At 48.6% G+C, this 19,975-nt stretch carries 19 protein-coding genes and 2 pseudogenes; 6 read left to right on the forward strand and 15 right to left on the reverse strand.

Annotated elements, in window-relative coordinates; all coding sequences use genetic code 11:
- Window positions 1–63 precede the first annotated feature (63 nt).
- Window positions 64–726 carry an L-threonylcarbamoyladenylate synthase gene (locus ON05_RS06150; RefSeq protein WP_010468176.1) on the forward strand — a complete coding sequence of 221 codons (663 nt, stop codon included), beginning with the start codon at window positions 64–66 and terminating at the stop codon, window positions 724–726.
- Here the strand turns inward: ON05_RS06150 and cobT are convergent.
- The 3 genes and pseudogenes from cobT to ON05_RS06165 all read right to left on the reverse strand — a co-directional run bounded on the left by cobT (window position 723) and on the right by ON05_RS06165 (window position 3,356).
- Window positions 723–1,831, reverse strand: a pseudogene (cobT, locus tag ON05_RS06155) (nicotinate mononucleotide-dependent phosphoribosyltransferase CobT). The gene ON05_RS06150 and the pseudogene cobT overlap by 4 nt on opposite strands.
- A gap of 3 nt (window positions 1,832–1,834) precedes the next feature.
- Window positions 1,835–2,482 (reverse strand): DUF2232 domain-containing protein, encoded by a 648-nt coding sequence (locus ON05_RS06160; RefSeq protein ID WP_010468180.1) that lies wholly within the window; start codon window positions 2,480–2,482, stop codon window positions 1,835–1,837.
- 172 nt (window positions 2,483–2,654) lie between these two features.
- Window positions 2,655–3,356 carry a Crp/Fnr family transcriptional regulator gene (locus ON05_RS06165; protein WP_010468182.1) on the reverse strand — a complete coding sequence of 234 codons (702 nt, stop codon included), beginning with the start codon at window positions 3,354–3,356 and terminating at the stop codon, window positions 2,655–2,657.
- Between the two features lie 637 nt (window positions 3,357–3,993).
- On the opposite strand from ON05_RS06165, the gene ON05_RS06170 reads away from it, so the two are divergent.
- Window positions 3,994–4,407: an RNA-binding protein gene (locus tag ON05_RS06170; protein WP_010468184.1), complete on the forward strand. Its 414-nt coding sequence runs from the start codon at window positions 3,994–3,996 to the stop codon at window positions 4,405–4,407.
- Here ON05_RS06170 and ON05_RS06175 read toward each other — a convergent pair.
- The 4 genes from ON05_RS06175 to ON05_RS06190 all read right to left on the reverse strand — a co-directional run bounded on the left by ON05_RS06175 (window position 4,404) and on the right by ON05_RS06190 (window position 9,004).
- Entirely contained in the window at window positions 4,404–4,745 is a 342-nt protein-coding gene (locus ON05_RS06175; protein ID WP_010468186.1) for a 2Fe-2S iron-sulfur cluster-binding protein, read from the reverse strand. The two genes, ON05_RS06170 and ON05_RS06175, sit on opposite strands and share 4 nt — an antisense overlap.
- Window positions 4,746–4,747: 2 nt before the next feature.
- Window positions 4,748–6,292 (reverse strand): anthranilate synthase component I, encoded by a 1,545-nt coding sequence (gene trpE / locus ON05_RS06180; protein WP_010468187.1) that lies wholly within the window; start codon window positions 6,290–6,292, stop codon window positions 4,748–4,750.
- A gap of 166 nt (window positions 6,293–6,458) precedes the next feature.
- Window positions 6,459–6,878 carry a photosystem I reaction center subunit II PsaD gene (locus ON05_RS06185; RefSeq protein ID WP_010468189.1) on the reverse strand — a complete coding sequence of 140 codons (420 nt, stop codon included), beginning with the start codon at window positions 6,876–6,878 and terminating at the stop codon, window positions 6,459–6,461.
- 119 nt (window positions 6,879–6,997) lie between these two features.
- Window positions 6,998–9,004, reverse strand: a complete 2,007-nt coding sequence (locus ON05_RS06190; RefSeq protein ID WP_010468191.1) for a DICT sensory domain-containing protein — start codon at window positions 9,002–9,004, stop codon at window positions 6,998–7,000.
- 123 nt (window positions 9,005–9,127) lie between these two features.
- Between ON05_RS06190 and ON05_RS06195 the strand changes: the two genes are divergently transcribed.
- Window positions 9,128–9,601 carry an MEKHLA domain-containing protein gene (locus ON05_RS06195; protein ID WP_010468194.1) on the forward strand — a complete coding sequence of 158 codons (474 nt, stop codon included), beginning with the start codon at window positions 9,128–9,130 and terminating at the stop codon, window positions 9,599–9,601.
- A gap of 78 nt (window positions 9,602–9,679) precedes the next feature.
- Here ON05_RS06195 and ON05_RS06200 read toward each other — a convergent pair whose 3' ends face one another.
- Window positions 9,680–10,870, reverse strand: a complete 1,191-nt coding sequence (locus ON05_RS06200; protein ID WP_010468196.1) for an HhoA/HhoB/HtrA family serine endopeptidase — start codon at window positions 10,868–10,870, stop codon at window positions 9,680–9,682.
- Between the two features lie 173 nt (window positions 10,871–11,043).
- Here ON05_RS06200 and ON05_RS06205 point away from each other — a divergent pair, with 173 nt between their 5' ends.
- Window positions 11,044–12,510: an ATP-dependent DNA helicase RecQ gene (locus tag ON05_RS06205; RefSeq protein WP_010468199.1), complete on the forward strand. Its 1,467-nt coding sequence runs from the start codon at window positions 11,044–11,046 to the stop codon at window positions 12,508–12,510.
- A 153-nt stretch (window positions 12,511–12,663) separates the two neighbouring features.
- Complete coding sequence (locus ON05_RS06210; RefSeq protein ID WP_010468203.1) at window positions 12,664–12,882, forward strand: DUF350 domain-containing protein; 219 nt, start codon at window positions 12,664–12,666, stop codon at window positions 12,880–12,882.
- A 2-nt stretch (window positions 12,883–12,884) separates the two neighbouring features.
- Here the strand turns inward: ON05_RS06210 and ON05_RS06215 are convergent, their stop codons facing one another.
- From ON05_RS06215 to ON05_RS38425, 7 genes and pseudogenes are all read right to left on the reverse strand, one after another.
- Window positions 12,885–13,241, reverse strand: a complete 357-nt coding sequence (locus ON05_RS06215; protein WP_010468205.1) for a Spx/MgsR family RNA polymerase-binding regulatory protein — start codon at window positions 13,239–13,241, stop codon at window positions 12,885–12,887.
- Between the two features lie 132 nt (window positions 13,242–13,373).
- A complete protein-coding gene (locus tag ON05_RS06220) occupies window positions 13,374–13,835 on the reverse strand; it encodes an EAL domain-containing protein (protein WP_262562141.1) in 462 nt (153 codons plus the stop codon).
- Window positions 13,829–14,822, reverse strand: a pseudogene (locus ON05_RS06225) (IS1 family transposase). The gene ON05_RS06220 and the pseudogene ON05_RS06225 overlap by 7 nt, the downstream one beginning before the upstream one ends.
- Window positions 14,823–14,831: 9 nt before the next feature.
- Complete coding sequence (locus ON05_RS06230) at window positions 14,832–16,574, reverse strand: putative bifunctional diguanylate cyclase/phosphodiesterase (RefSeq protein ID WP_396149736.1); 1,743 nt, start codon at window positions 16,572–16,574, stop codon at window positions 14,832–14,834.
- Between the two features lie 105 nt (window positions 16,575–16,679).
- A complete protein-coding gene (locus ON05_RS06235; protein WP_262561279.1) occupies window positions 16,680–17,732 on the reverse strand; it encodes a hypothetical protein in 1,053 nt (350 codons plus the stop codon).
- A gap of 41 nt (window positions 17,733–17,773) precedes the next feature.
- Window positions 17,774–18,154, reverse strand: coding sequence for a hypothetical protein (locus tag ON05_RS06240; RefSeq protein WP_262561281.1), 381 nt, complete (start codon window positions 18,152–18,154; stop codon window positions 17,774–17,776).
- 188 nt (window positions 18,155–18,342) lie between these two features.
- Window positions 18,343–18,489: a transposase family protein gene (locus tag ON05_RS38425; RefSeq protein WP_396149739.1), complete on the reverse strand. Its 147-nt coding sequence runs from the start codon at window positions 18,487–18,489 to the stop codon at window positions 18,343–18,345.
- A 128-nt stretch (window positions 18,490–18,617) separates the two neighbouring features.
- Between ON05_RS38425 and ON05_RS06245 the strand changes: the two genes are divergently transcribed.
- A protein-coding gene (locus ON05_RS06245) for an ISAs1 family transposase (protein ID WP_262561039.1) occupies window positions 18,618–19,707 on the forward strand; the annotation gives its coding sequence in 2 pieces (ribosomal slippage) (window positions 18,618–19,157 and window positions 19,159–19,707; 1,089 coding nt in all).
- Window positions 19,708–19,975 lie beyond the last annotated feature (268 nt).

Below are 19,975 nucleotides of genomic sequence, written 5' to 3' on the forward strand. Positions count from 1 at the left end.
TCATGGCTGGAAAGCCAACTGGTTTTGCTCATGGAACAAGGCCAGATGACAAAGGAGAAGATCATGGCCCAAATTTATACTGTTCATCCCCAAGATCCCCAACAGCGAACGATTGACGCTATTCGGGCTGATCTACTGAATGGAGCGGTCATGCTCTATCCTACAGACACGGTTTATGCCATTGGCTGTGATATCAACGCCAAGGCTGCGGTTCAACGGGTTCGGCAAATCAAACAGATGTCCAATGACAAACCGTTGACGTTCTTATGTTCATCTCTCTCGAATATCGCTCAGTATGCCCGAGTGAGCGATCCAGCCTACAGAATCATGCGGAAGCTGATTCCAGGTCCCTATACCTTTTTGTTACCGGCCACCAAGCTCGTCCCTAAATTGGTCCAAAATCCCAAGCGAAAAACCACTGGCATTCGAGTGCCGGATCATCCAGTCTGCCTATCCCTATTGGACTCCCTAGCCACTCCGATTATCTCTACATCTGCGCATTTCTCAGATCAGGAAAGTGTTCACGGTTGGTCAAAAAAACAAGAGCCCCTCTCCCCAGCTGAACTCTTTGATCATTTTGATAAGCAAGTGGATCTAATTATCGAAAATGGTCAAGACCTGAGCACCAAAGTCTCAACGATATTAGATCTCTGCCAAGACCAACCCGCAGTGGTGCGCGAGGGTCTGGGTTGGGATACCCTCTCATCCGAATTCGCCTGGGTTTAGCCTGAGTTCCGCAAACGGTAGTAGTCTTCTACGGTTTGCTCCACAGCGTTCACAATATCGTTTTGCTGCCACCCCTGGTAGAGGTGAGCTGCGATCGCACATCCCCCCGCACCAACTCCTTCTTTCACAAACCCCTGCTCAAATATCTGTAACTGTGGATAGCGTGAGGTGGCGAAACTGAGCTGAGTCGCTACCAAGGGCACCTCCCCCACCTGATTCGCGAGGGCAACCGTATCCCCAGAGGGATCCTCAACAACCCAACGGGTGGTCCCCACCAGCATATTGTCAGGGGTCCAAGGCAGTCGAAACGCCTGGGAAATCTGCCTCGCCAAGGCATACACCGCCAGCATTTGCGTCCCCCCGCCAACATCACCCCACAGGCTCGACTGGCCGTAATCATCATCCCGGCCACCACAATCTGCATCGGATCGCCCACTGCAGCCACTAGCGCCAACGGATGAGCCAGCCAGTCCTGCAGCCCTGCTTGAGCTAAACCTGCCTCGACCAACTGATGCTTTTGCTGATGATTGCAGACTGGATGACTGCTGTTCACTTGGCCTGCTACCGAAAAGCCTAACCCTGTCAATATCCCTTGGGCTGTTGTCGTCCCTCCCACTACGCATTCAGCCAAGATGAGATATCCATCTGCCGCTTGCTTCGCCAGGGTTTCCCCCCACTCCAGCCCTTGTTGGAATAACAGCTCAACAATTGGCAGGGGCAGAGCCATACCTGAACTAAGACAACAGGCCGCTTGTCCCCCCAAATCTACTGTAGGTACCGAGGGCGACTGCTTTAAACCTGCATTGAAAAGCTGGAGAGGAAAACGTTGAGTGGTATAAATGGCCCATGAAATCATGGCTGGAGACACGCCATAAGCCAAATCAGGTAAAGGATACATGGGTCGAGCCTGAGGGCCATTGAACAGAAATTCGGCGTCTGCAAGGGCCGTTAAACATCGAGCCGCTGGTGTTGCCCCCGCCGTCGAAATATTAGGAATCAATCCTGTCTCCGTAAATCCCAAAACACAGGCAAAAATCGGTGAACGTCCTTCGTGTTGCTTCAGCCACTGATTCCCCCGTTCTAGCTGGGTATACACCCGCAGCATAGGTTACTCATCCTGATATTCAAGAAAGGTTTGCAGCCATAGGGGCGGATCAGGGATAGATACACCGATGCGATCAAAAACAAGCCAAGCTACTAAGTGGACCAACAATATATATAAAAAGGCATTCAACAGGATCAAACCAACAGCAAATAGCTGTATGACAATCACATCGGGCTGAAGAAGCAGACCTAACTTAATCACCACCCAATCTAAAAAGCCCGTAATTTGACGGTTGATGTAGATCCAAAGATTGGTCCCGACCAATAGCGACAGTAAGTTGAGCTGGAAGAAAAATCCAATGGCCATAATCAGGATGCTCCAACCCATCGAAATGGCCCAGCTGACCTGCCGTTTCCACAACCCACCCAGCATGACCCCCACCACGCCGTAAGGCATTAGAAACTGAATACTCCGAGGAGGCCCCATCAAAACGGTAATGAGAAGGGTGGTCACCCAAGCGCTCATCCAGGCAGAACGATTGCCCCATCGCAGATAGATCAAAGCGGTGGGAATAGGGAAAAAAATCCGTAGTAACGGTCCCAAGGGGAAATAGGTATTGATATACCAAATTAATGCTGTTGCACTAGCCAAAAAAGCCGTTTCTACCATGGGTAGTGGCTTATCGACTGGATTGGGAGGGACCTTGGACATTACCGGCGTAAACTGAGGACGTTATTCTTCCGACGCTGAAGACTGAAATTAATCTGGCTAATTCGCTGGTGGATCAAACCCCCAAGAGTATGCTCACCCATATACGTTTACGCAAGCATCAACTTTTCGATCCGACTGGAATAAGCCAGTCCACAGATGGATAACCCAACAGCTATAGAATCAAATCTTCTAGGGCATCAGTATCGATGATGCACAGCACATCCTGATTGCGTTGAATAAGGCCTTTGTTTTCCAGTTTACCTAATTGGCGGGTTACCGTCTCTCGGGCCATGCCGCTAAGACTGCTCAACTCTCGATGGGGTAAGTTGGGAATCTCTATGCCCCCTTTCCCTTCTATGCCTTGACCTTCTGCTAAGAACAGAAGGATATCGGCCACGCGGGATTGAGCATCTGCCTCTCTCAATCGTAACCGCCGATTAAGCTGCCGCAAACGACGTGCCATTAGCTTGGCCAAACGGATACCAGCTTGAGGCTGCGTCTGCATTAAGTTCACAAAATCCGTAGAAGGCATATTCGCTACAGTTGTGGGAGTAAGGGTAATCACATCTGTAGAACGGGGAACCTCGTCTAAGGGAGCCATTTCGCCAAAAATCTCACCCTTGCCAACAATATTTAAGGTGACTTCTTTGCCATCAATGTTGTAGGTTCGGATTTTGACCCACCCATTTAGAATGAAGTAAACGGAACTTCCCCAATCATTTTCTAGGAGAATCACCCTATTTGCGGGATGTTCGCGGGTCACAACTTGAGCAACCGCTTGATCAACTACTGAATCCGGTAGACCAGCAAAAAAGGGCGTTGAACGAAGCTGAGTTTCTAGTTTGTCGTCACGGGAACTGTGCCGATCATCCATAGACGTTTTAGGGGGGAGAAATGAGACGGTATCAAAAGGAGTGAAGCACAATTACTGGCTTGAAGCAACCATAACAAACAAACTTCCCTCCTTGAGGAAATCTTGAAGGAAAGTTGCAGACCCTAACATTGTGTGTTACATTTCTTAATATTGAAGGTTTTCTTGATTGATGAGCTATCTTCTCCCTCTACATATCAGGCCTTCCTCTTCCCAACACAGCTTATTGAACCAGTCGATTTCTTCCGGCTGGTTCTTCCCAGTTCATGAATATTCCCTAAGCAGATAACAGTTGTTTAGATTTCATTACTTTGCGGTCTTAGACCGTGATACCTTAAAAGCTGGTGCGCTTTGTAATAGAGACTTTTTTCAAAAGCTTTTTACATAAGGCTGTGACTAGATTCAACCCCTGTGAAATCTACTTTCCTGAATATTCACCTAAGTTTTTTGCGGCAAGTGGGCTGCAAGATTCAGAACGGTTCTCATATTTACTAGGCTTATCAATAGAGAATTCAGTGGTAATCATACGGCAGAGTAGCGTGGCGGTGGGCACTTGGTTTATGCCAAGTCACCTCCTGTTCAAATCTAGTGTCCTTTTATTTTTTTTAGCTCATATATCAATCTTCTGGAGGTATTCTCAATGTCCATCCGCCTATACATCGGTAATTTACCCAAAGAGTTGGACCGGGACGAACTAGCTGCGTTATTCACTGCAGAGGTGGGTGAACTCACGTCCACGAAAGTAGTTACCGATCGGAAGACCGGTAAATGTCGTGGGTTTGGTTTTGTCACAGTGGAAACAGATGAGCAAGCAGACCAAGTGATTGCCAAGTTAAATGGGCATGTGTTCAAAGACAATGCCTTGAAAATTGAGAAAGCCTTACCGAAGAGCAAGGAAGCGAATAACCAAGGGGCAGGCAATAACACCCCCCGTCGTGGCAACAAGAATAAATCCCGCTCTTACACTCAAGCAGAAGCAGCTCAACCTGATCCAAGATGGGCTGACGAGTTAGAAAAGCTCAAGGAAATGTTATTTGCTCAAACTCAGTCTTAAGTCGTCTTCATATCTTCGGATTTTTGATATAAAGACCCTTGATACAGTGTTTGCTCTTGATGAGTCTCTAACACGCAATCTGAACGGGGATAGGCCACACAGGTAACGGTATAACCTTGGCCCATCTCCGTTGAGTTTAAAAATTTCTGTTCTGCCTGATCGACAGTTCCACTCACGAGTCGGGCAACACACGTTGAACAATCCCCCTGTCTGCAGGCAGCAGGGATAGGTACGTTATTCTCTTCGGCAATATCGAGAATGTATTCATCCTCTGGAATGGTGATCGTTTGATCCAGCCTCAGATCAGGGTTGATAAATCGGACTTGGTAGGTTGTCATGATCAGGTGGCAGCACCCTGTACGCAATGAATGGCTTGTAACAGTCCCCTAGCCTTATTGAGGGTCTCTTCATATTCTCGAATAGGTTCAGAATCCGCCACAATTCCTGCTCCTGCCTGCACGGTTACAAGATGTTGACCCTTGGTTTGTTGTTGGACGACCATGGTACGGATCGAAATGGCTGTATTCAGCTGCCCTTCAAAATCGTAGTAGCCATATACTCCTGAATAAGGCCCCCGCCGACATCCTTCTAATTCATGGATAATTTCCATGGCTCGGATCTTAGGTGCACCACTGACGGTACCTGCCGGAAAGCAGGCTTTGAGCAAATCCCAGGCGGTTTTCTCGTCTTCAAGTTCTCCTACAACATTGCTCACAATATGCATGACATGGGAGTAGCGTTCGATCACCATCAGATCCGCTGATTTCACCTGAACCGATCCTTTACTACAGACCCGTCCTAAGTCATTCCGTCCTAGATCGACGAGCATGACATGCTCTGCAATTTCTTTTGGATCTTGGAGGAGTTCTGTCGCTAAAGCTATATCCTCTTGGGAGGTTTGCCCACGGGGACGAGTCCCAGCGATGGGTCGCACGGTTGCAGCTAATCCTCCCTTCTCCTGGGTGCTATGTTCCGCTTTCACCATCACTTCAGGACTGGAACCAATAATTTGCCAATCTTTAAAGTGCAGGTAGGACATATAGGGCGATGGATTGATCAAACGCAAGGAGCGGTATAGCTCAAACGGGTCCCCCTGATAGGCTGTAGATAGCCGTTGAGATAAAACCACCTGGAAAATATCGCCAGCCTTGATATAGTCCTTAGCCTGCTGAACATTGTGACAAAATCCGGCTTGGGTCGTATTGCTAGTAAAGTCCGCCGTAACGGCCTGGGTGGGCGTCATCCCCGTCAGCTCCAAGCTTTGTCGATCAAGGGGCTGCTGTAGTTTTTGGACCAGATACTCAACGCGATCGCAAGCTTGCTGATAAGCGGCCTTTAAATCAGGCGTTTGTTGCAGATCAGCATAGGCAATAACCCATATTTTGCGCTGGACCTGATCAAAAATCATTAAATTATCCACCTGCATCCATAGCCCATCCGGTAAGTCTGAGCTAGAAGCGGGATAGATCGGTACCCGAGGTTCAATCCAATTAATGAGTTCGTATCCCCAGAAACCAACCAGGCCACCAATCCCAGCAGGAAGCTGAGGAAGGGTGACGGGGTGATAGGGCGCTAAACAATCTTGCAAAATTTGAAAGGGGTTACCGGTAAAAGGCACCACCGATCCATCTCGATGGGTCTGGGTTGTTTGCTGACCGCGAGTTTCCAAAATCCAGACTGGATCACATCCCAAAAGACTATATCGAGCCAAATGTTCTCCCCCCTCAACGGATTCCAGTAAGAAACTGTAGGGTTGATCGGCACAGACCCGATACCAAGCTGAGACTGGCGTATCTAAATCCGCAATCCACTCTCGATAAACAGGAACAAAATTGCCCGATTGGGCCAATGCTTCAAATTGACTAAAGTCAGGCAAAATCGTCACTGCAACAACCTATCCACTGAGAGAAATGGCCAAAAACACGTTAATGGCTAGACAATATTAAAAAAAAATTTGAACCCCACCAATGGAGGGGTTCATAAATAGAAGAAAAAAAGCGTAACGCCATCATCAATCTAAGTTGACGGCGTTGTCTGGGTGACTAATCAGCCTAATCGTAGGCTTTCTTGCCTGTGTATTTGATGGCACCAGGGTTGGGGTTTTCACCAATGGAGCGAGCGACGCTATTGACTGCCGTACGGCCTTCATTGGATTTTTCAGGAAAGACCCCATCTTTTGGATGCAGGAGAGTATTCGATCCATCCGGTAACACCCGGTAGATCTTATAGTCCATGATCTTCTTGGTACGCAGTTGTCGAAGCCCCAGAGCAAGACATTGTTCTTTGCGAGCAAGATACAAGAGATTTTCTCCCTCGTTCATCACCGCTGCGCCACCCGTAGGCATTTCGAAGACCTGTTGCTTCGGACTTGTCCAGGTGATGGCATATTTTTCTTCTGTTTCAGCGCTCGAGAGCAATCCGCCAGTGCTGCCGCCGAACAATGGAGTTTGTCCAGTCAGTGTTTCTGCCATTAACTTTTCTCCCAATACGGTACTGATTGAGGTACCTAAATCTCTTCTAGAGGGCATCCTATCATCGCGTCCGTCCCCTTTAATCAAGTTCAGCTGGATCTGTTACAGTTCTTCAGGGATCAAGGGCGGGAGGAATCTACAGACCGATGATTCGGTAAAGAAATCTGAGGCGAAGAAAAGGGCATGTGAGACTGGGGAGGCGTCTGTACACTATGAATCGTAAAGTGCATCGTAGTCCCCTGATTACGTCCTTGGGATGAGGCCCAAATTCTTCCTCCTAGGTTATGAATAATTTGGCGACAGATGGCCAACCCTAAGCCAGTTCCCCCGGTGGTTCGCCTGAGGGCTCCTTCCTCTTGATAAAACCGCTCAAAGATTGAACCTAAACAATCTGGATCGATACCCCGACCCGTATCAGCGATGGTCACTTCTAACATCTGTTTAGAGGCAACTTTCGCATCAATTTTGATGTGGCCATCAGCCTCGGTGAATTTGCAGGCATTGTCCAATAATTTGGCCAACACCTCAACTAGCCACTCACCATCCACTTGAGCCAGGGGTAAATTTTCAGGAATATGAGTCTCGATTTTAGGAAGGGGCTGATTCAAATGCTGCGCCTTGATATTACTGAGGGCTAAATTTACACATTCTTTCAGGGCTAAGGGTTCAGAGTTCCACTCAATTCTGCCGCTTTCTAAGCGAGATAAGGTTAAAAAGTCTTGGATGAGTTTGCGCATGCGTTCAGCGTCGGCAAGCGCTGTGCTCAACATGATTTGCTGTAGCTCAGGGGCCATATCTGGCTCATTGGTCAGACTTTCTAGACAGATCTGAATGGTTGATAGGGGGGTTCGCAATTCATGGCCTGTGATCGCAATTAAGTTACTTCGAGCTTGTTCTAGATCTGCCAACTGCTGGTTCAGAATGCCTAAGTCAGCAAAGGATTGGGCTTGAATAAGAGCAATGCTGATTTGAGATGCGATCGCATCCACCAACGAAATTTCATCGTCCTTCCACACCATCTCTTTTTGTGGATCCGACTGGTGGAGTTCAACCATGCCCAGTAATTGCCCTTGGTACCACATGGGAACCAGCAGAAGAGACTCAATTTGAACCGTCTTTACCCAATCCTGAAGCAGCGCTGACTGCTGTAAGCGGACATCTGCCGTTGCATCCCTAACATATACCCACTGCTGAGTGTGAAGCACATCCTGAAACCAGGGGTTATCGTGCAAGGGCCAGGTTTGTCCTTTCAGAACAGGCTGCCCAGGTTGGACAAACTCATATTGAAGTTGCGTGACCTGATCCTTGGCCAAGCATCGGTAGATTAAACAGCGGGTTGTCCCAAGGATTTGTCCAAGCTCTTGTACCGCGACCCCTAACACATGATCTGGGTCCAGGGATCGGCGGATTGCAGCCGTAATGGAGTTGACTAAGTGTTCTTTACGGGCTTGAGTGGCAATCTGGCGGTAAGCTTTTTGCTGGCGATACTGGCTGGCCTGCAGATAAGTGACCAATCTGTCCGTAAACGGACCGGGCTCCGTTTGCCGAACGGTCGAAGCCACATAAGGAACAATCTGAGCGAGGGCCTGAGTCACCTTGGGGGTGAGGTGGGGACAATATTGGCTGATTCTCTGCAAAAACAAATGAGCCGCTTGACAACTCACCCGCCGATCAAAGGTCCAGATGCCTTCGTAACGACGGGCTTGATCCATCCGTGGGGCATTTAAGGCATCTGAAGTCTGGAGTTTAGGGTGTTCACGACAAGCAAGGCAAGCAGCATATTGTTGGCCCACAACAATCACGTGCCATTCCTGAGTCAAGGGATCGGCTTCGTCAAAGGCAATCGTTTCATAGGGCTCGGCCCCATCCCCAAACTCTTGTTCAGGAGTCGCCAGAATATACACCTGTGGTGAGCGAGCGGCTAGGCGGGCGTAGCGATGGAGAGCTTTTCGATAGTAGCGTTCCCGTTGACAGCTAATAATCACTAAAGGGTGATCAGTCCCTGCAAGTACCTGATCTTCCATGGCCCGCGATAAAGCCGTGAGGGAAGACTTAAAATACATTTGCGGTCTAAGCTGGGGCTGTGCCTCCAGAAGCTCCTGTATCAGGGAGGTAGCAATGAGCATCAACGTTGGCTTTGATCGAAATACAGTAAATGCCGCCAAAACCAGCCTACTCGATTCTCCCAGCCTTACAGCACTCTAGAAAAAGGCAAAATATCGTTATTACATGCAAAAAGTTGATTAGTTATGAATTTGGCGTCTTTCCCTTGGCTAGAAGCTGAAATAATTCGTCATAGTTTGAGACTAATAAAGAGTTATCAGAACTGGACAGGAAAACCACTGACGGGGGATGCTCCTTCTCCTGCCGAGATCGCCCATGATTTATTTCATGCCTCTTTTGTACTGCTATCCCACGGTACAGAGACTGACCCCGTTCTTAATTACGGAAACCAGCCTGCCCTTGATCTCTGGGAAACAACCTGGCCTGAACTGACTGCTATGCCCTCTCGCTTGACCGCAGAGCCACATGAGTGGCAAAGCCGAGCTCAGCTCCTTAATCAAGCAGCCCAGCAGCATTATATTCAAAACTATCAAGGGATCCGGATCTCCACCACAGGCCGCCGATTTAGAATCAGCAATGCGGAAATATGGGATATCTGGGATGAGCAAGGGCAAAAATGTGGACAAGCAGCCAAGTTCAGCCAGTGGGAATGGCTATAAATCCCTGTATCACCGCTGGCTAGATCTCAACTGGCCCAACTAACTGGTCCAATCATCAGGTTACTCACCCAGAAGACTTTAGTTATTCTTGCTTAGTTGAGCGGGTAGAGGTCCAGGTTTAACGGCAATGGTTTGCTCCTTGCCATTGCGCGTAATGCCTAACTTCAAGGAGTTGCCCAAGGATGTGGCATCGACCTTCTGCTGAACTTGGCTAGCCTTACTAATGGATTGGCCATCAATTTCACGAATAATGTCCCCAGGACGCAAGCCCGCCGTTGCTGCTGGAGACTTAGGAATCACTTCAAAGATTAAGACACCTTTCTCGTCTTTGACTTGAAAATCCACGTCTGGACTGCTGTTAATGCGCTCTTTTAGTTCAGGGGTCAAACCAGCCATCCGAATACCCAGGAAGGGATGATCGACTTTACCTTTGGCTATCAGTTGATCGGCAATTCGCTGGGCTGTTTTGATGGGAATGGCAAATCCGAGGCCCTGAGCCCCGCCAATAATGGCGGTGTTCATGCCAATGACTTCGCCAGCCTGGTTAAGCAAGGGTCCCCCTGAATTACCCGGATTAATGGCCGCGTCCGTTTGAATAAAGCCAACCCGCTTATCTGGAACACCCACATCATTGCTGGTACGCCCCGTTGCGCTGATAATGCCGGCGGTCACGGTGTTATCTAATCCGAGGGGGTTACCAATGGCGATCGCCCATTCACCCGGCTGCAGCTCATCCGACTTGCCCATTTTTACCGCGGGCAGATCTTTGGCTTTAATTTTAATGACTGCAACATCCGTCAAGGAATCTTCTCCCATCACGGTGCCTTCAAAGCTACGGCCATCTTTGAGAACGACTGTAACTTTATCCGCCCCGTTCACCACGTGGGCATTGGTGAGGACCAAGCCATCATCACTGATGATAAATCCAGACCCTGTTCCCCGTTGAACCCGTGTGCGAGGTTGTTGACTAGGAATATCTCGACCAAAGAATTCACGGAAGAAGGGATCGTCAAAAAGCCTTGATCGACGACGGCTCACAGTGCGAGCAGAGTCAATCCGGACTACAGCTGGTCCCACCTTTTCCACCGCACGGGCGATAAAGTTGGTATCCGTTTGCCCCGGGAGTGGCTTCGGCAATTGGGCAACGCTCGGTTGAGGTAAAAGACTGTTACTCGGAATAACCTGTGTTCCCAGGAGCGTACCTAAGGAACCGACTAGTAATAAAGATAGATAGGTCGCGGACCTTTGGACTGAAAATTTCGCTGGCATATCGAACGATAACTAAAGGACTATGGGATAGCAGTGACTTAAGGGAACAGAATGGATCGGGTGGGGAATAAAAACTTAGCCTTTAAGGGAGAGAGTGCTCCGGTTGAACAGGCTTACCTTGGCAATGACATTAGCTTCTTGGACTTTGTTACTTCTAAGAATGTTTCCTGAAGATGAGGCTTGACCATTCACAGGCTTGGGATAAAGCCATTGCTGGGCTACAGAAGTTTTGGGGATACAGCGAGTTTCGCCCTTTACAGGGAGAGGCCGTCACCAGTTTACTGAGACACCAAGATGCCTTGGTGATGCTGCCAACTGGCTCGGGTAAATCAGTCTGCTTTCAGCTTCCAGCACTGTTACAGTCTGGCCTAACGATTGTGATCTCTCCTTTGATTGCTCTGATGGAGGATCAAGTGCAAGCACTCCAGGCAAAAAAGCTACCTGCTGGGATGATCCACAGCCAGCTCTCTTCTCAGAAACGTCGGCAGACATTGCGACAAATAGAACAGCAGCAATTACGCCTATTATATCTATCTCCCGAATCCTTGTTGAGCCCACCCATTTGGCAGCGGTTAGGGGATCCGCACTTGCAGATTCGATGTTTAATTGTGGATGAAGCCCACTGCATTGAGCAATGGGGGAGCAGTTTTCGCCCCGTCTATCGCCGCTTAGGGGCGATTCGGGATGCACTATTGCCAACGAACGCTGCCTCACCCATTACCGTGGCGGCCTATACAGCGACCGCTAAACCCTCAACGCAATCCACGATTCAGGCCGTACTTCAACTGCATCAGCCTCAGGTTCTAAGCTGTAGTCCCTATCGGCAGAATCTAGATTTGACGGTTGAAGTGGCCTGGACCCCCACCTGTCGTCGACAAAAGCTTTTGAGATTTATTGGCCGTCAGGCCCATTCGGCAGGACTGGTATATACCTCTAACCGACGATTATGTGAGAGTTTAGCCGCTTGGTTCTGTCAGCAACATCAACCCACGGTGGCCTACCATGCAGGCCTCAGTGCGCCTGAACGTCGCTGCATCGAAGCCCAGTGGCTTCAGGGGGAACTGCCGTTTGTGATTTGTACGAGTGCATTTGGCATGGGAATTGATAAACCTGATGTCCGGTGGATCGCGCATTATCATCCCCCTTTGAGCTTAAGTGCTTATCTACAAGAAATCGGTCGGGCTGGTCGAGACAACTTGCGATCGCAAACCCTGCTGCTAGCTAGTGAACCCACCGGTTGGCTGGATCCTCAAGATCGGCAAATGCGACAATATTTCCTCAAACAGTTGAAGGGACAACAAGAATCCGCCCAGCGGTTGGTCCATCAACTTCCCCGCCAAGGTCATATTGACACCATCACAAAAGCCTTCCCAGGGGCCGACCTCGCCCTAGCCCTCCTACATCAATCAGGCCTTCTCGTCTGGGAGGATCCATTTCACTTTCGAATTGTGGCTGCTCAGGGGTTCATTCCTCCCCCCATTCCCACCAAGCTGGATATCACGGATTATCTCTACACCCGCCAATGCCGTTGGCAATTCATCTTGCAACAGTTTGGTTTTGACCAAGAAGCGTATCACTTTCGATGCGGCCATTGTGATCGCTGCTGTTCCCGCACATCCAAGTCCAGATCCTTCCATTAAGCCCCTCATAAAGGGCCAAGGCGTTGGCTGTAATTCCCTCCAAGAAGGAAAAGTGTGGGTCTAGCCCATCTGCCTAATATTCAGGGTTAAGAGAGGTTGTCTGGTCCCAGCCAGCATGATTTGATAGGGATGATCTAAGTTAAGTGTGTACCCATGCCTCTTCTTATTCGAGTCCTTGAATCCATTGGTTGGACCTTCTTAAGTGTCGTGCTGTTCTATGTGGGATTAAGACTGTATGACATTTTAGACCCGATTGATCACCGCGCCGAAATCCGCAAAGGCAACCTAGCCTCCGGCATTTTGCAGGCTGCCATTGTGATTGCCCTTGCAGCCATCGTCATTGCCGTTATCTTGACCCCAGATATCTCCTAACATTAGAGACTCAAGCGCTCCTTGAGTACCTCATCGGAAGCCCGGAACCCAACCAAAACAGGGGCGCCATCTTTCAGAATTAAGGGACGCTTCAGGAGCATGGCATCTTCAGCAAATGCGGCAATCCACTGGTCTTCGCTCCAGGTTTTCTTTTGTTCTCCTAACGCCCGATAGGCTCCACCGGACGTATTCCGCATGGGCTTAGAGCCAAACGTATCGACCCAAGCAGAAATTTGTTGAATGCTGGGGGGTTCTTCCTTCGTATTAATAAACTCAAACTCTAGCTGATTCTCTTGCAGCCATTTCAATGCCTTCTTGCAGGTGCCGCAAGTGGGGATGCCATAGACCTGAATAGTCATGTATTGGTGATTACTAAGTCAACGAAATTATGGAACGAATTTAAACGAGTATTATTTATTTGTACATCCCGACTTTCCATAAACTTCATTAGTTTATGAAACTTTGGGAATAAATCTAGGACGCTATCAAGATTAAACGCGAAATTTTTTATCTATCAAAGGCAGAAGCTGATCCATTGCCGTAGCAGCTTGAAAGTAGTATCCCTGATAGTGAGAACATCCTAATCTTTGCAGGCAGTGCAACTGAGACGAGGACTCAATCCCCTCAGCTACACAGGTTACCCCTAAGCTATTCGCGATCGTCAGAATACCTTTCATGATGCCTTCCTTGGCTGGATCATTGTCAATATCACTGACAAAAGTGCGGTCTATCTTAAGGGTATCGAAGGATAAATTCAATAAGTAAGCCAAGGACGAGAAACCTGTTCCAAAATCATCGATGGCAATTCGAACTCCCTCATTTTTTAGGGCAGTCAACAATTGACTTGGGACTTCCCCTGGATGTAGAAACACACTTTCTGTAATTTCTAGTTCTAATGCAGAGCCGGGTAGTTTGGCGGCGGCTAAGGCTCTCCGGCACTGGTCTACTAACAGGGCACATACCTAAACCCTTTATTGGTGAGGAGTTCTAGTGTGCTCAACGGACGAGAACAAAATCCCATCTCCATTGCTGGTGTGGTCTGCTTACTGAGCCCCCAATGGGGTCTAACCCAGTTATGAATCAGGCGTTGTACATCTAGCACTCGCTGTAACCCCGACCGCTTCTTAGCGTAGAGATTCTGCCGTCTTCGATAAGCACTACATCGTCTCCTCAAGGCAGCATTGTGAGCCTCATTATGATTGGCATGGACCTCAGACCCTAGACTGATAGCGGTAAAGGGATGCTCTGCTTTCACCCACTCTACTCGCCGATTCCCCTGAGACCCTTTAACTTTCATCGCGACTTCTAACCCCTCTCGCCAAACCTTGCGATGCCCATAGTCAGGATGACACTCCTCACCATTGAGATAGACATTGGCGAGCTTCCAAAGTTCTTGTCCATAACGCCTCTCACCATCGGTAAACCATCGAATCCCATCACAGGCTTTGACCCACTCCCAAGCTGAGTAAACGCCATTTGCAAAAAGTTGTGCATCCTTGAGGCCAGCTTGTGCTGTCAACCAATAGCGGCTTTCGCGTTCAAGGAAATGGATGGTCCAGCCCTGGGATTGGCTGGGGGGAAGATTTTGCCTACACGCGTGTAAACTTCATCCCCTTCTACCGTCACATCAGAGGCTGCTGGTGCGGGAGGTGACCAGTTCTGTGCTTGGTCTGCTAGGCGTTTTCCCAACGCATAATGGTGGTATGAGATTTACCGAAAGTTCGACCTGCAGCACGAATACCCATCCCTTCGGTGCGAGCTTTGATGGCATAGCTCACTACTGAACTAGCGGTGCGTAAGCGAGCCATTGGGGTACCCGTGCGTTCGTTGAAACGCCGATTGCAATCCTTACACTGATATCGCTGGACTAATGTCCCATCTTGCAGGCTATCAAAGCCGCGCTTTAGGATCTTCTCGCTTAGACAATATGGGCATTCCATTGATCTACATTAGGTTGCGTCGGAAGCATTATAGCTAGATCCTGCTAACAGACCAGTGCCGGCTCTCCTCACCCGCTTAGCTAACGTACAGGGCGCTAAAAATTCCTGAGCAGAGATATTCACCGCCACGTAGAGATGGGGATAGGCACTGTTAAGGGGAGCAAGGATGGCTAGGCTATGGTCCAGAACCCAATCCGTGAGGGCAGCAATCAGGTGACTTTCTTCAGCAATGGGAATAAAGGTCGAGGGGGGAACAATACCTAAGGTTGGATGATGCCATCGGACTAATGCTTCTAAACCCAAAATTTGCCCTTCAGGTCCGACCTGGGGTTGAAACACTAGGTGTAGTTCATCCTTCTCAATAGCAGTCCTTAAAGCATGCTCAATGGCCAACTTGCGCTGTAGGGTTGCAGAGAGCTGAGCACTATAGAACTGATAATTATTGCGCCCTTGCGCCTTCGCCCGATACATGGCCAGGTCTGCCTGCTTCATAAGTTCACTGGAGGTTTTTCCTTGAGCTGGATAAAGGCTAATGCCAATACTGCCACCAATAAAGATATCGTGGTTTTGAACTTGAAACGGGGTTCGTAATTGCTGAAGAATGGTCTGAGCCATTTTGGCCGCTGCATCTGGGGATGTGGCCTGGGGAAGTAAGACCACAAATTCATCTCCGCCCAGGCGAGCCACGGTATCGGATGAAGTCACAGCCCCCTGGAGCCGATGAGCCACTTGACAGAGCAATTCATTCCCAATCGCATGACTCAAGCTGTCATTCACCTTTTTAAAGCCATCTAGATCGATGAAGAGCATGGCAAAGGGCGTGGGTTGAACCGCCGTCTTAGCAATGAGGGCTTCTAAGGTATGGCGAAATAAGGTGTGATTGGGAAGAGCTGTCAAGGCATCATGATGGGCCATAAAGTGAAGCTGATCCGTGAGGGAACGCACCTTGGAAATATCTTCACAGGCCAACAAAAGTTGAGGAATTCCTCGATGGTCATGGACTCTACGGGCATTTTGACGAGCCCAGATCAGGGTGCCATCAGCTTGGAACATTTGCGCTTCGCGGCTATGAATCTCGCCAATTTCTAAGTTAGAGAGGGTTTGTAAGTAAGTCTGAATTTCTGCAGTCTGGTCATCCGGGTGGAGGATACTAAACGGGGAACCAATCAGGTGATCCACTAAATATCCCAGTTGACTCGCCCCAAAATGGCTGACATGGTGAATCAAGCCCTGTGAATCAAGGGCCAGCAGCAGTAGAGGACTGCCGTCGATAAAGAGGCGTACTTGCTCTTCACTATCTCGAAGAACGGCGGCGGCTTGATCTTGTAAGCGAATACGCTCAAAGGTTGAGCCCATTAGTTCGGCCAAGGTCGTTAGAATTGACAGTAGCTGATTGCCATCTTTGATCCGTTTGGACGAGGCAGCATTGAGAATACCCGTAATCTCACCCATTACATGAACAGGAACGCTCCAGCCACAGTGCAATCCTGCTTCCATAAGCATGGCATGTTCGATAAAATCGCTTTCACCCAACTGAGCAAAGAAATAGGGTTGGCCTAGCTCATAAATAAACCCCAAGCCTGATTTCTCTTTGGGTAAAACAATGTCCGTGGGTAAATAGGCATCTCCAGTAAATCGAAAAATGCGAAATCCCTTTAATTCTGGGGCCGGTTCAGCATAGCTAACGCGATCCACCGGAATAATTTGTTTGATGGCCTTTGCGATCGCATCAAAGACTTCCTCATCAGAAATGGCGGCGGATAGTGGCTTTGTTCAGAAATGGCCCAAAATGGGTAACACTCGCACGACAAACCAGGCCATCTCCAGAAATGACCAGTCCAGAATTTATTCCTTTTGCTAAGCCCTTTTGAAGAGTTTGAATCCTAGCAGCTCTAGCCAGTGAGGATGGCTCTGTCCTGTCATCACTTCTCTAGGACTTTTTCCCTTCCTATCTTCACAACCACTACTCATGAATTGTCGGTGATTGAGAAAGAATTGAAGCAGTCCTAAATAGGGTGTTCCAAGATGTTTGCGAAGCGTGAAATAATTGCGCAGCCTGGAGTTGAGATTCTCTACCAAAGAACTGGCTCTTGGTGTCTGTTTCATCGCATTTAGGATCGCTTCATGGAGTTGAAAGAACTTCCAACTCAGCCTCTGATGCAGATCGCCCCAGCTCCTCCAGTAGGCTTCGGAGGTAGCCTGTTTCCGGAAAAAGCGCACCATCTGTCTGACGAGAAACAGCGGTGTCTCGAATTGCTGGGCAATCTCAGCCAGCTTGCCATCAAATACCTTGGCAAAGGCCAACAGATCATCGCGTTGATTCTTTAATGCTTTGCGCAAGACTCGAATCTGCTTACCTCCTAGATGCTCACGCTGCTGAAATTCTGCAACGATAAAGTCATAGAGTTCCAGCCGTTCTGAATGACAGGGACCCGCGAGTTGGAGGACATCATGATTGAGCCACTCTATCAGGGTCTTAATGTCTCTGGCCAGTTGCACCGATTGTTTCTCCTGGGTTCTCGCTTTTCCTAAACGGACACAGAGGGGATGCCATTGTCCTTGCTGCTTGGCCTCTGCCATCTTAGCTTCTAGCTCTTGGCGTCGAGATTTAGCGCCCATTGCTTTTCGATTGAGACTGTTAGCCAGGGTCTGACACTGATGCTGGATGTGGAATACATCCCCATGGCAAGGCTTGTCTCCAAAGGCTTCCTTCTGTCCAGCCCGCAAGCCTGAGCCAGCGTCAGCAATAGTGTGTGTCGGGTCGAGTCCTTGCTCTGCAGCATTGAGTAGGTGATAGCCCCAGGTATCCGCATCTCGATGTTCTGCGGCTTCCAGGAGATAGCAATAGGTGGAAGCAGCATCAATGCCGACTAAAACTGGTTTTGAGCCATGGAAGATCTCATCGTGCAAACCCACCTCTATCGCAGATAGGTCTTGGGATTGATTGACCTTTATAGCGGATTGTGAGGCAACGGCAAGCCGGTTGTGGATCGTGCCGACACATGTTGGAAAATCAAAAGATCGCGCAGCAATTCGACGACACCGCGAAAAGAACTATGGCAGATTAGCACCAAGGCTAGAATCAGTTGGAACAACCAAGCTTTCGTGATGGGTAAATGGAAAAGCACATCATCGTCATTATTATTAGATGGCGAGAAAGCTGCTTCCAAAGCGTCATTTGCCTTGTTGGATTGTTGATAGAGAAACTTGCGACTGACTTGGTGTTCTTTAGCGAGGTTGGTGACGGGTTCAGTCTTGGTCAAAACCTGAAGGGCTAACTCCTGGCGCTGGCATGGAGAAAGAGTAGAGGCGACACAGGAAGAGGAATTCATCTTTAGGATTTGTTGGGCAGAAGTTTACGACATTGAAAGAGTATCCCTGATCGCCATACCCGAGATCTCAAAATGTCTTGATTTCATTCAACTGTGGACTAGATCTGTAACCCTGAAATGAACAGTGCCAAGCAAACTTGCAATGCGCAGTAGTTGTAGAATCACTAGCCAGTAGTGAACGATATCTTTTACCTCACTCTTGGCCCCCGAAAATGGAGTCCCATCACTTCAAAGGTGGGATAGTGTCGCAAGTAGAGCAGGCACAGGCAAACCTCTTCTGCAGCCGATAATAGAGGTTCTCGTCCTCCTCCTTTGGCATTGACCCGGCTTTTTATGTCGTTCTATCTCAGCTTTTTGCTTGTTGTACTTCAACTCGGCTTGTTTCAACAGTTGGGGGCAGGGTTGTTTTACGTTACTCCTAGAAAAAATAGGATGGTTCTACTGACCAACAGTAGAGAGACCGATGAGCCATCTAATCGATACTTTGAAGCAAGTCCCGGATTTCCGCAGTGCCCATGGCCGTATTCATCCGTTATGGCTGCTGTTGCTATTGATGGTGATGGGCATGCTTGCTGGATATCAAGGGTACCGTCCGTTAGAAACCTTTGTGAGCGATTATCGCCAGCCTTTAAGTGAGCTATTGGGGCTTGAGAGCCTCGAAGTTCCGTCTCACTGTACCTTTCGTCGAGTGATGAAGGGTCTTGACTTCCAAGCGTTGAGCCACCAATTTGAAGCATGGATGCTCTCGAAAGCCCAGACTCACTCTCCCGATAATTATGCAGCCTCCATTGATGGCAAACGGATTCGTCAGGGGCTGACAGATGCCAAGGGGAAGCAGCGTTTTGTAGGGTTGGTGAGTTTATTTGCGGTGGAAGCAGGCATCACCCTCAAGCTCGAAGCCCTCACTCAGGAGGATAATAGCGAAATCAAAGTCGTCCAGGCACTGTTGGAAACCCTTCAACTCGATGGCTTGCTGATTACCATGGATGCCTTACACGCCCAAAAAAACACTTGAGAAGATTGTGGCCTCGGGTAACGACTATCTTGTGGCGGTCAAATCCAATCAGGGAAGACTTTACGACCACCTCCAGACTTACTTTGAGTGTCTTAAACCCATGGCTGAGCACATCCACTCCGCCCAAAGTAGAGGACGAGATGAACATCGGTGTATACAGGTTTATGAGCCTGTCGGCATAGCCCTACAAGAATGGGAGGCAATTCGCTCTGTACTTTGTGTCCAACGATGGGGTACTCGCAAAGGAAAGGAGTATCACAATACGGCCTATTACATCAGTTCAGCTGCCACCTCACCCCAGCATTGGCAATCTCTGGTCCGAGAACATTGGGGCATTGAAAATCGGTTGCATTGGCCGAAGGATGTTGTTTTTGGCGAAGATGATTATCGACTCGAAGATGAACAAGCACTGCTCAATTGGTCAGTGCTTAGAACTATTGGGATTAATATCCTGCGGCTAAACGACTATCAATCCCTCAAAACCGCGATGACTAAGCTGGCTAATCGGGTCGATATTATTTTTTCGCTGCTAACTTAAAACAGCCCTGCAGTTGGGGGTACTCAATGTCCCAACACTTGCTTGCTGCGAGTGAATATGATCAAGGAGATTTTTAAACATTGGTAAAGTGGTAAAACTCCGTTCTACCATCTTTATTTCTCCATCCTTTATATTTCGGACGGGTCTATTTAGAAACAATTGCTTTACCTCGGCAATCAGAAAGAATTGCAACCATCTATAAACTGAGTCCTGAAACCACCACGTATTTAGGCCATTCAAGTTTATTTTGGAAAGATGGCGTTTTCAG

The organism is Acaryochloris sp. CCMEE 5410, from assembly GCF_000238775.2.
Classification (GTDB): domain Bacteria; phylum Cyanobacteriota; class Cyanobacteriia; order Thermosynechococcales; family Thermosynechococcaceae; genus Acaryochloris.

Coding starts and splice junctions, on each gene's coding strand:
- ON05_RS06185 (WP_010468189.1), bottom strand. CDS start 6,878: ATGGCAGAAACACTGACTGGACAAACTCCATTGTTCGGCGGCAGCACT.
- ON05_RS06160 (WP_010468180.1), bottom strand. CDS start 2,482: ATGTCCAAGGTCCCTCCCAATCCAGTCGATAAGCCACTACCCATGGTA.
- ON05_RS06205 (WP_010468199.1), top strand. CDS start 11,044: ATGAGGCTTGACCATTCACAGGCTTGGGATAAAGCCATTGCTGGGCTA.
- ON05_RS06175 (WP_010468186.1), bottom strand. CDS start 4,745: ATGACAACCTACCAAGTCCGATTTATCAACCCTGATCTGAGGCTGGAT.
- ON05_RS06150 (WP_010468176.1), top strand. CDS start 64: ATGGCCCAAATTTATACTGTTCATCCCCAAGATCCCCAACAGCGAACG.
- ON05_RS06200 (WP_010468196.1), bottom strand. CDS start 10,870: ATGCCAGCGAAATTTTCAGTCCAAAGGTCCGCGACCTATCTATCTTTA.
- ON05_RS06195 (WP_010468194.1), top strand. CDS start 9,128: ATGAATTTGGCGTCTTTCCCTTGGCTAGAAGCTGAAATAATTCGTCAT.
- ON05_RS06190 (WP_010468191.1), bottom strand. CDS start 9,004: ATGCTCATTGCTACCTCCCTGATACAGGAGCTTCTGGAGGCACAGCCC.
- ON05_RS06165 (WP_010468182.1), bottom strand. CDS start 3,356: ATGGATGATCGGCACAGTTCCCGTGACGACAAACTAGAAACTCAGCTT.
- ON05_RS06240 (WP_262561281.1), bottom strand. CDS start 18,154: ATGAATTCCTCTTCCTGTGTCGCCTCTACTCTTTCTCCATGCCAGCGC.
- ON05_RS06210 (WP_010468203.1), top strand. CDS start 12,664: ATGCCTCTTCTTATTCGAGTCCTTGAATCCATTGGTTGGACCTTCTTA.
- ON05_RS06170 (WP_010468184.1), top strand. CDS start 3,994: ATGTCCATCCGCCTATACATCGGTAATTTACCCAAAGAGTTGGACCGG.
- ON05_RS06215 (WP_010468205.1), bottom strand. CDS start 13,241: ATGACTATTCAGGTCTATGGCATCCCCACTTGCGGCACCTGCAAGAAG.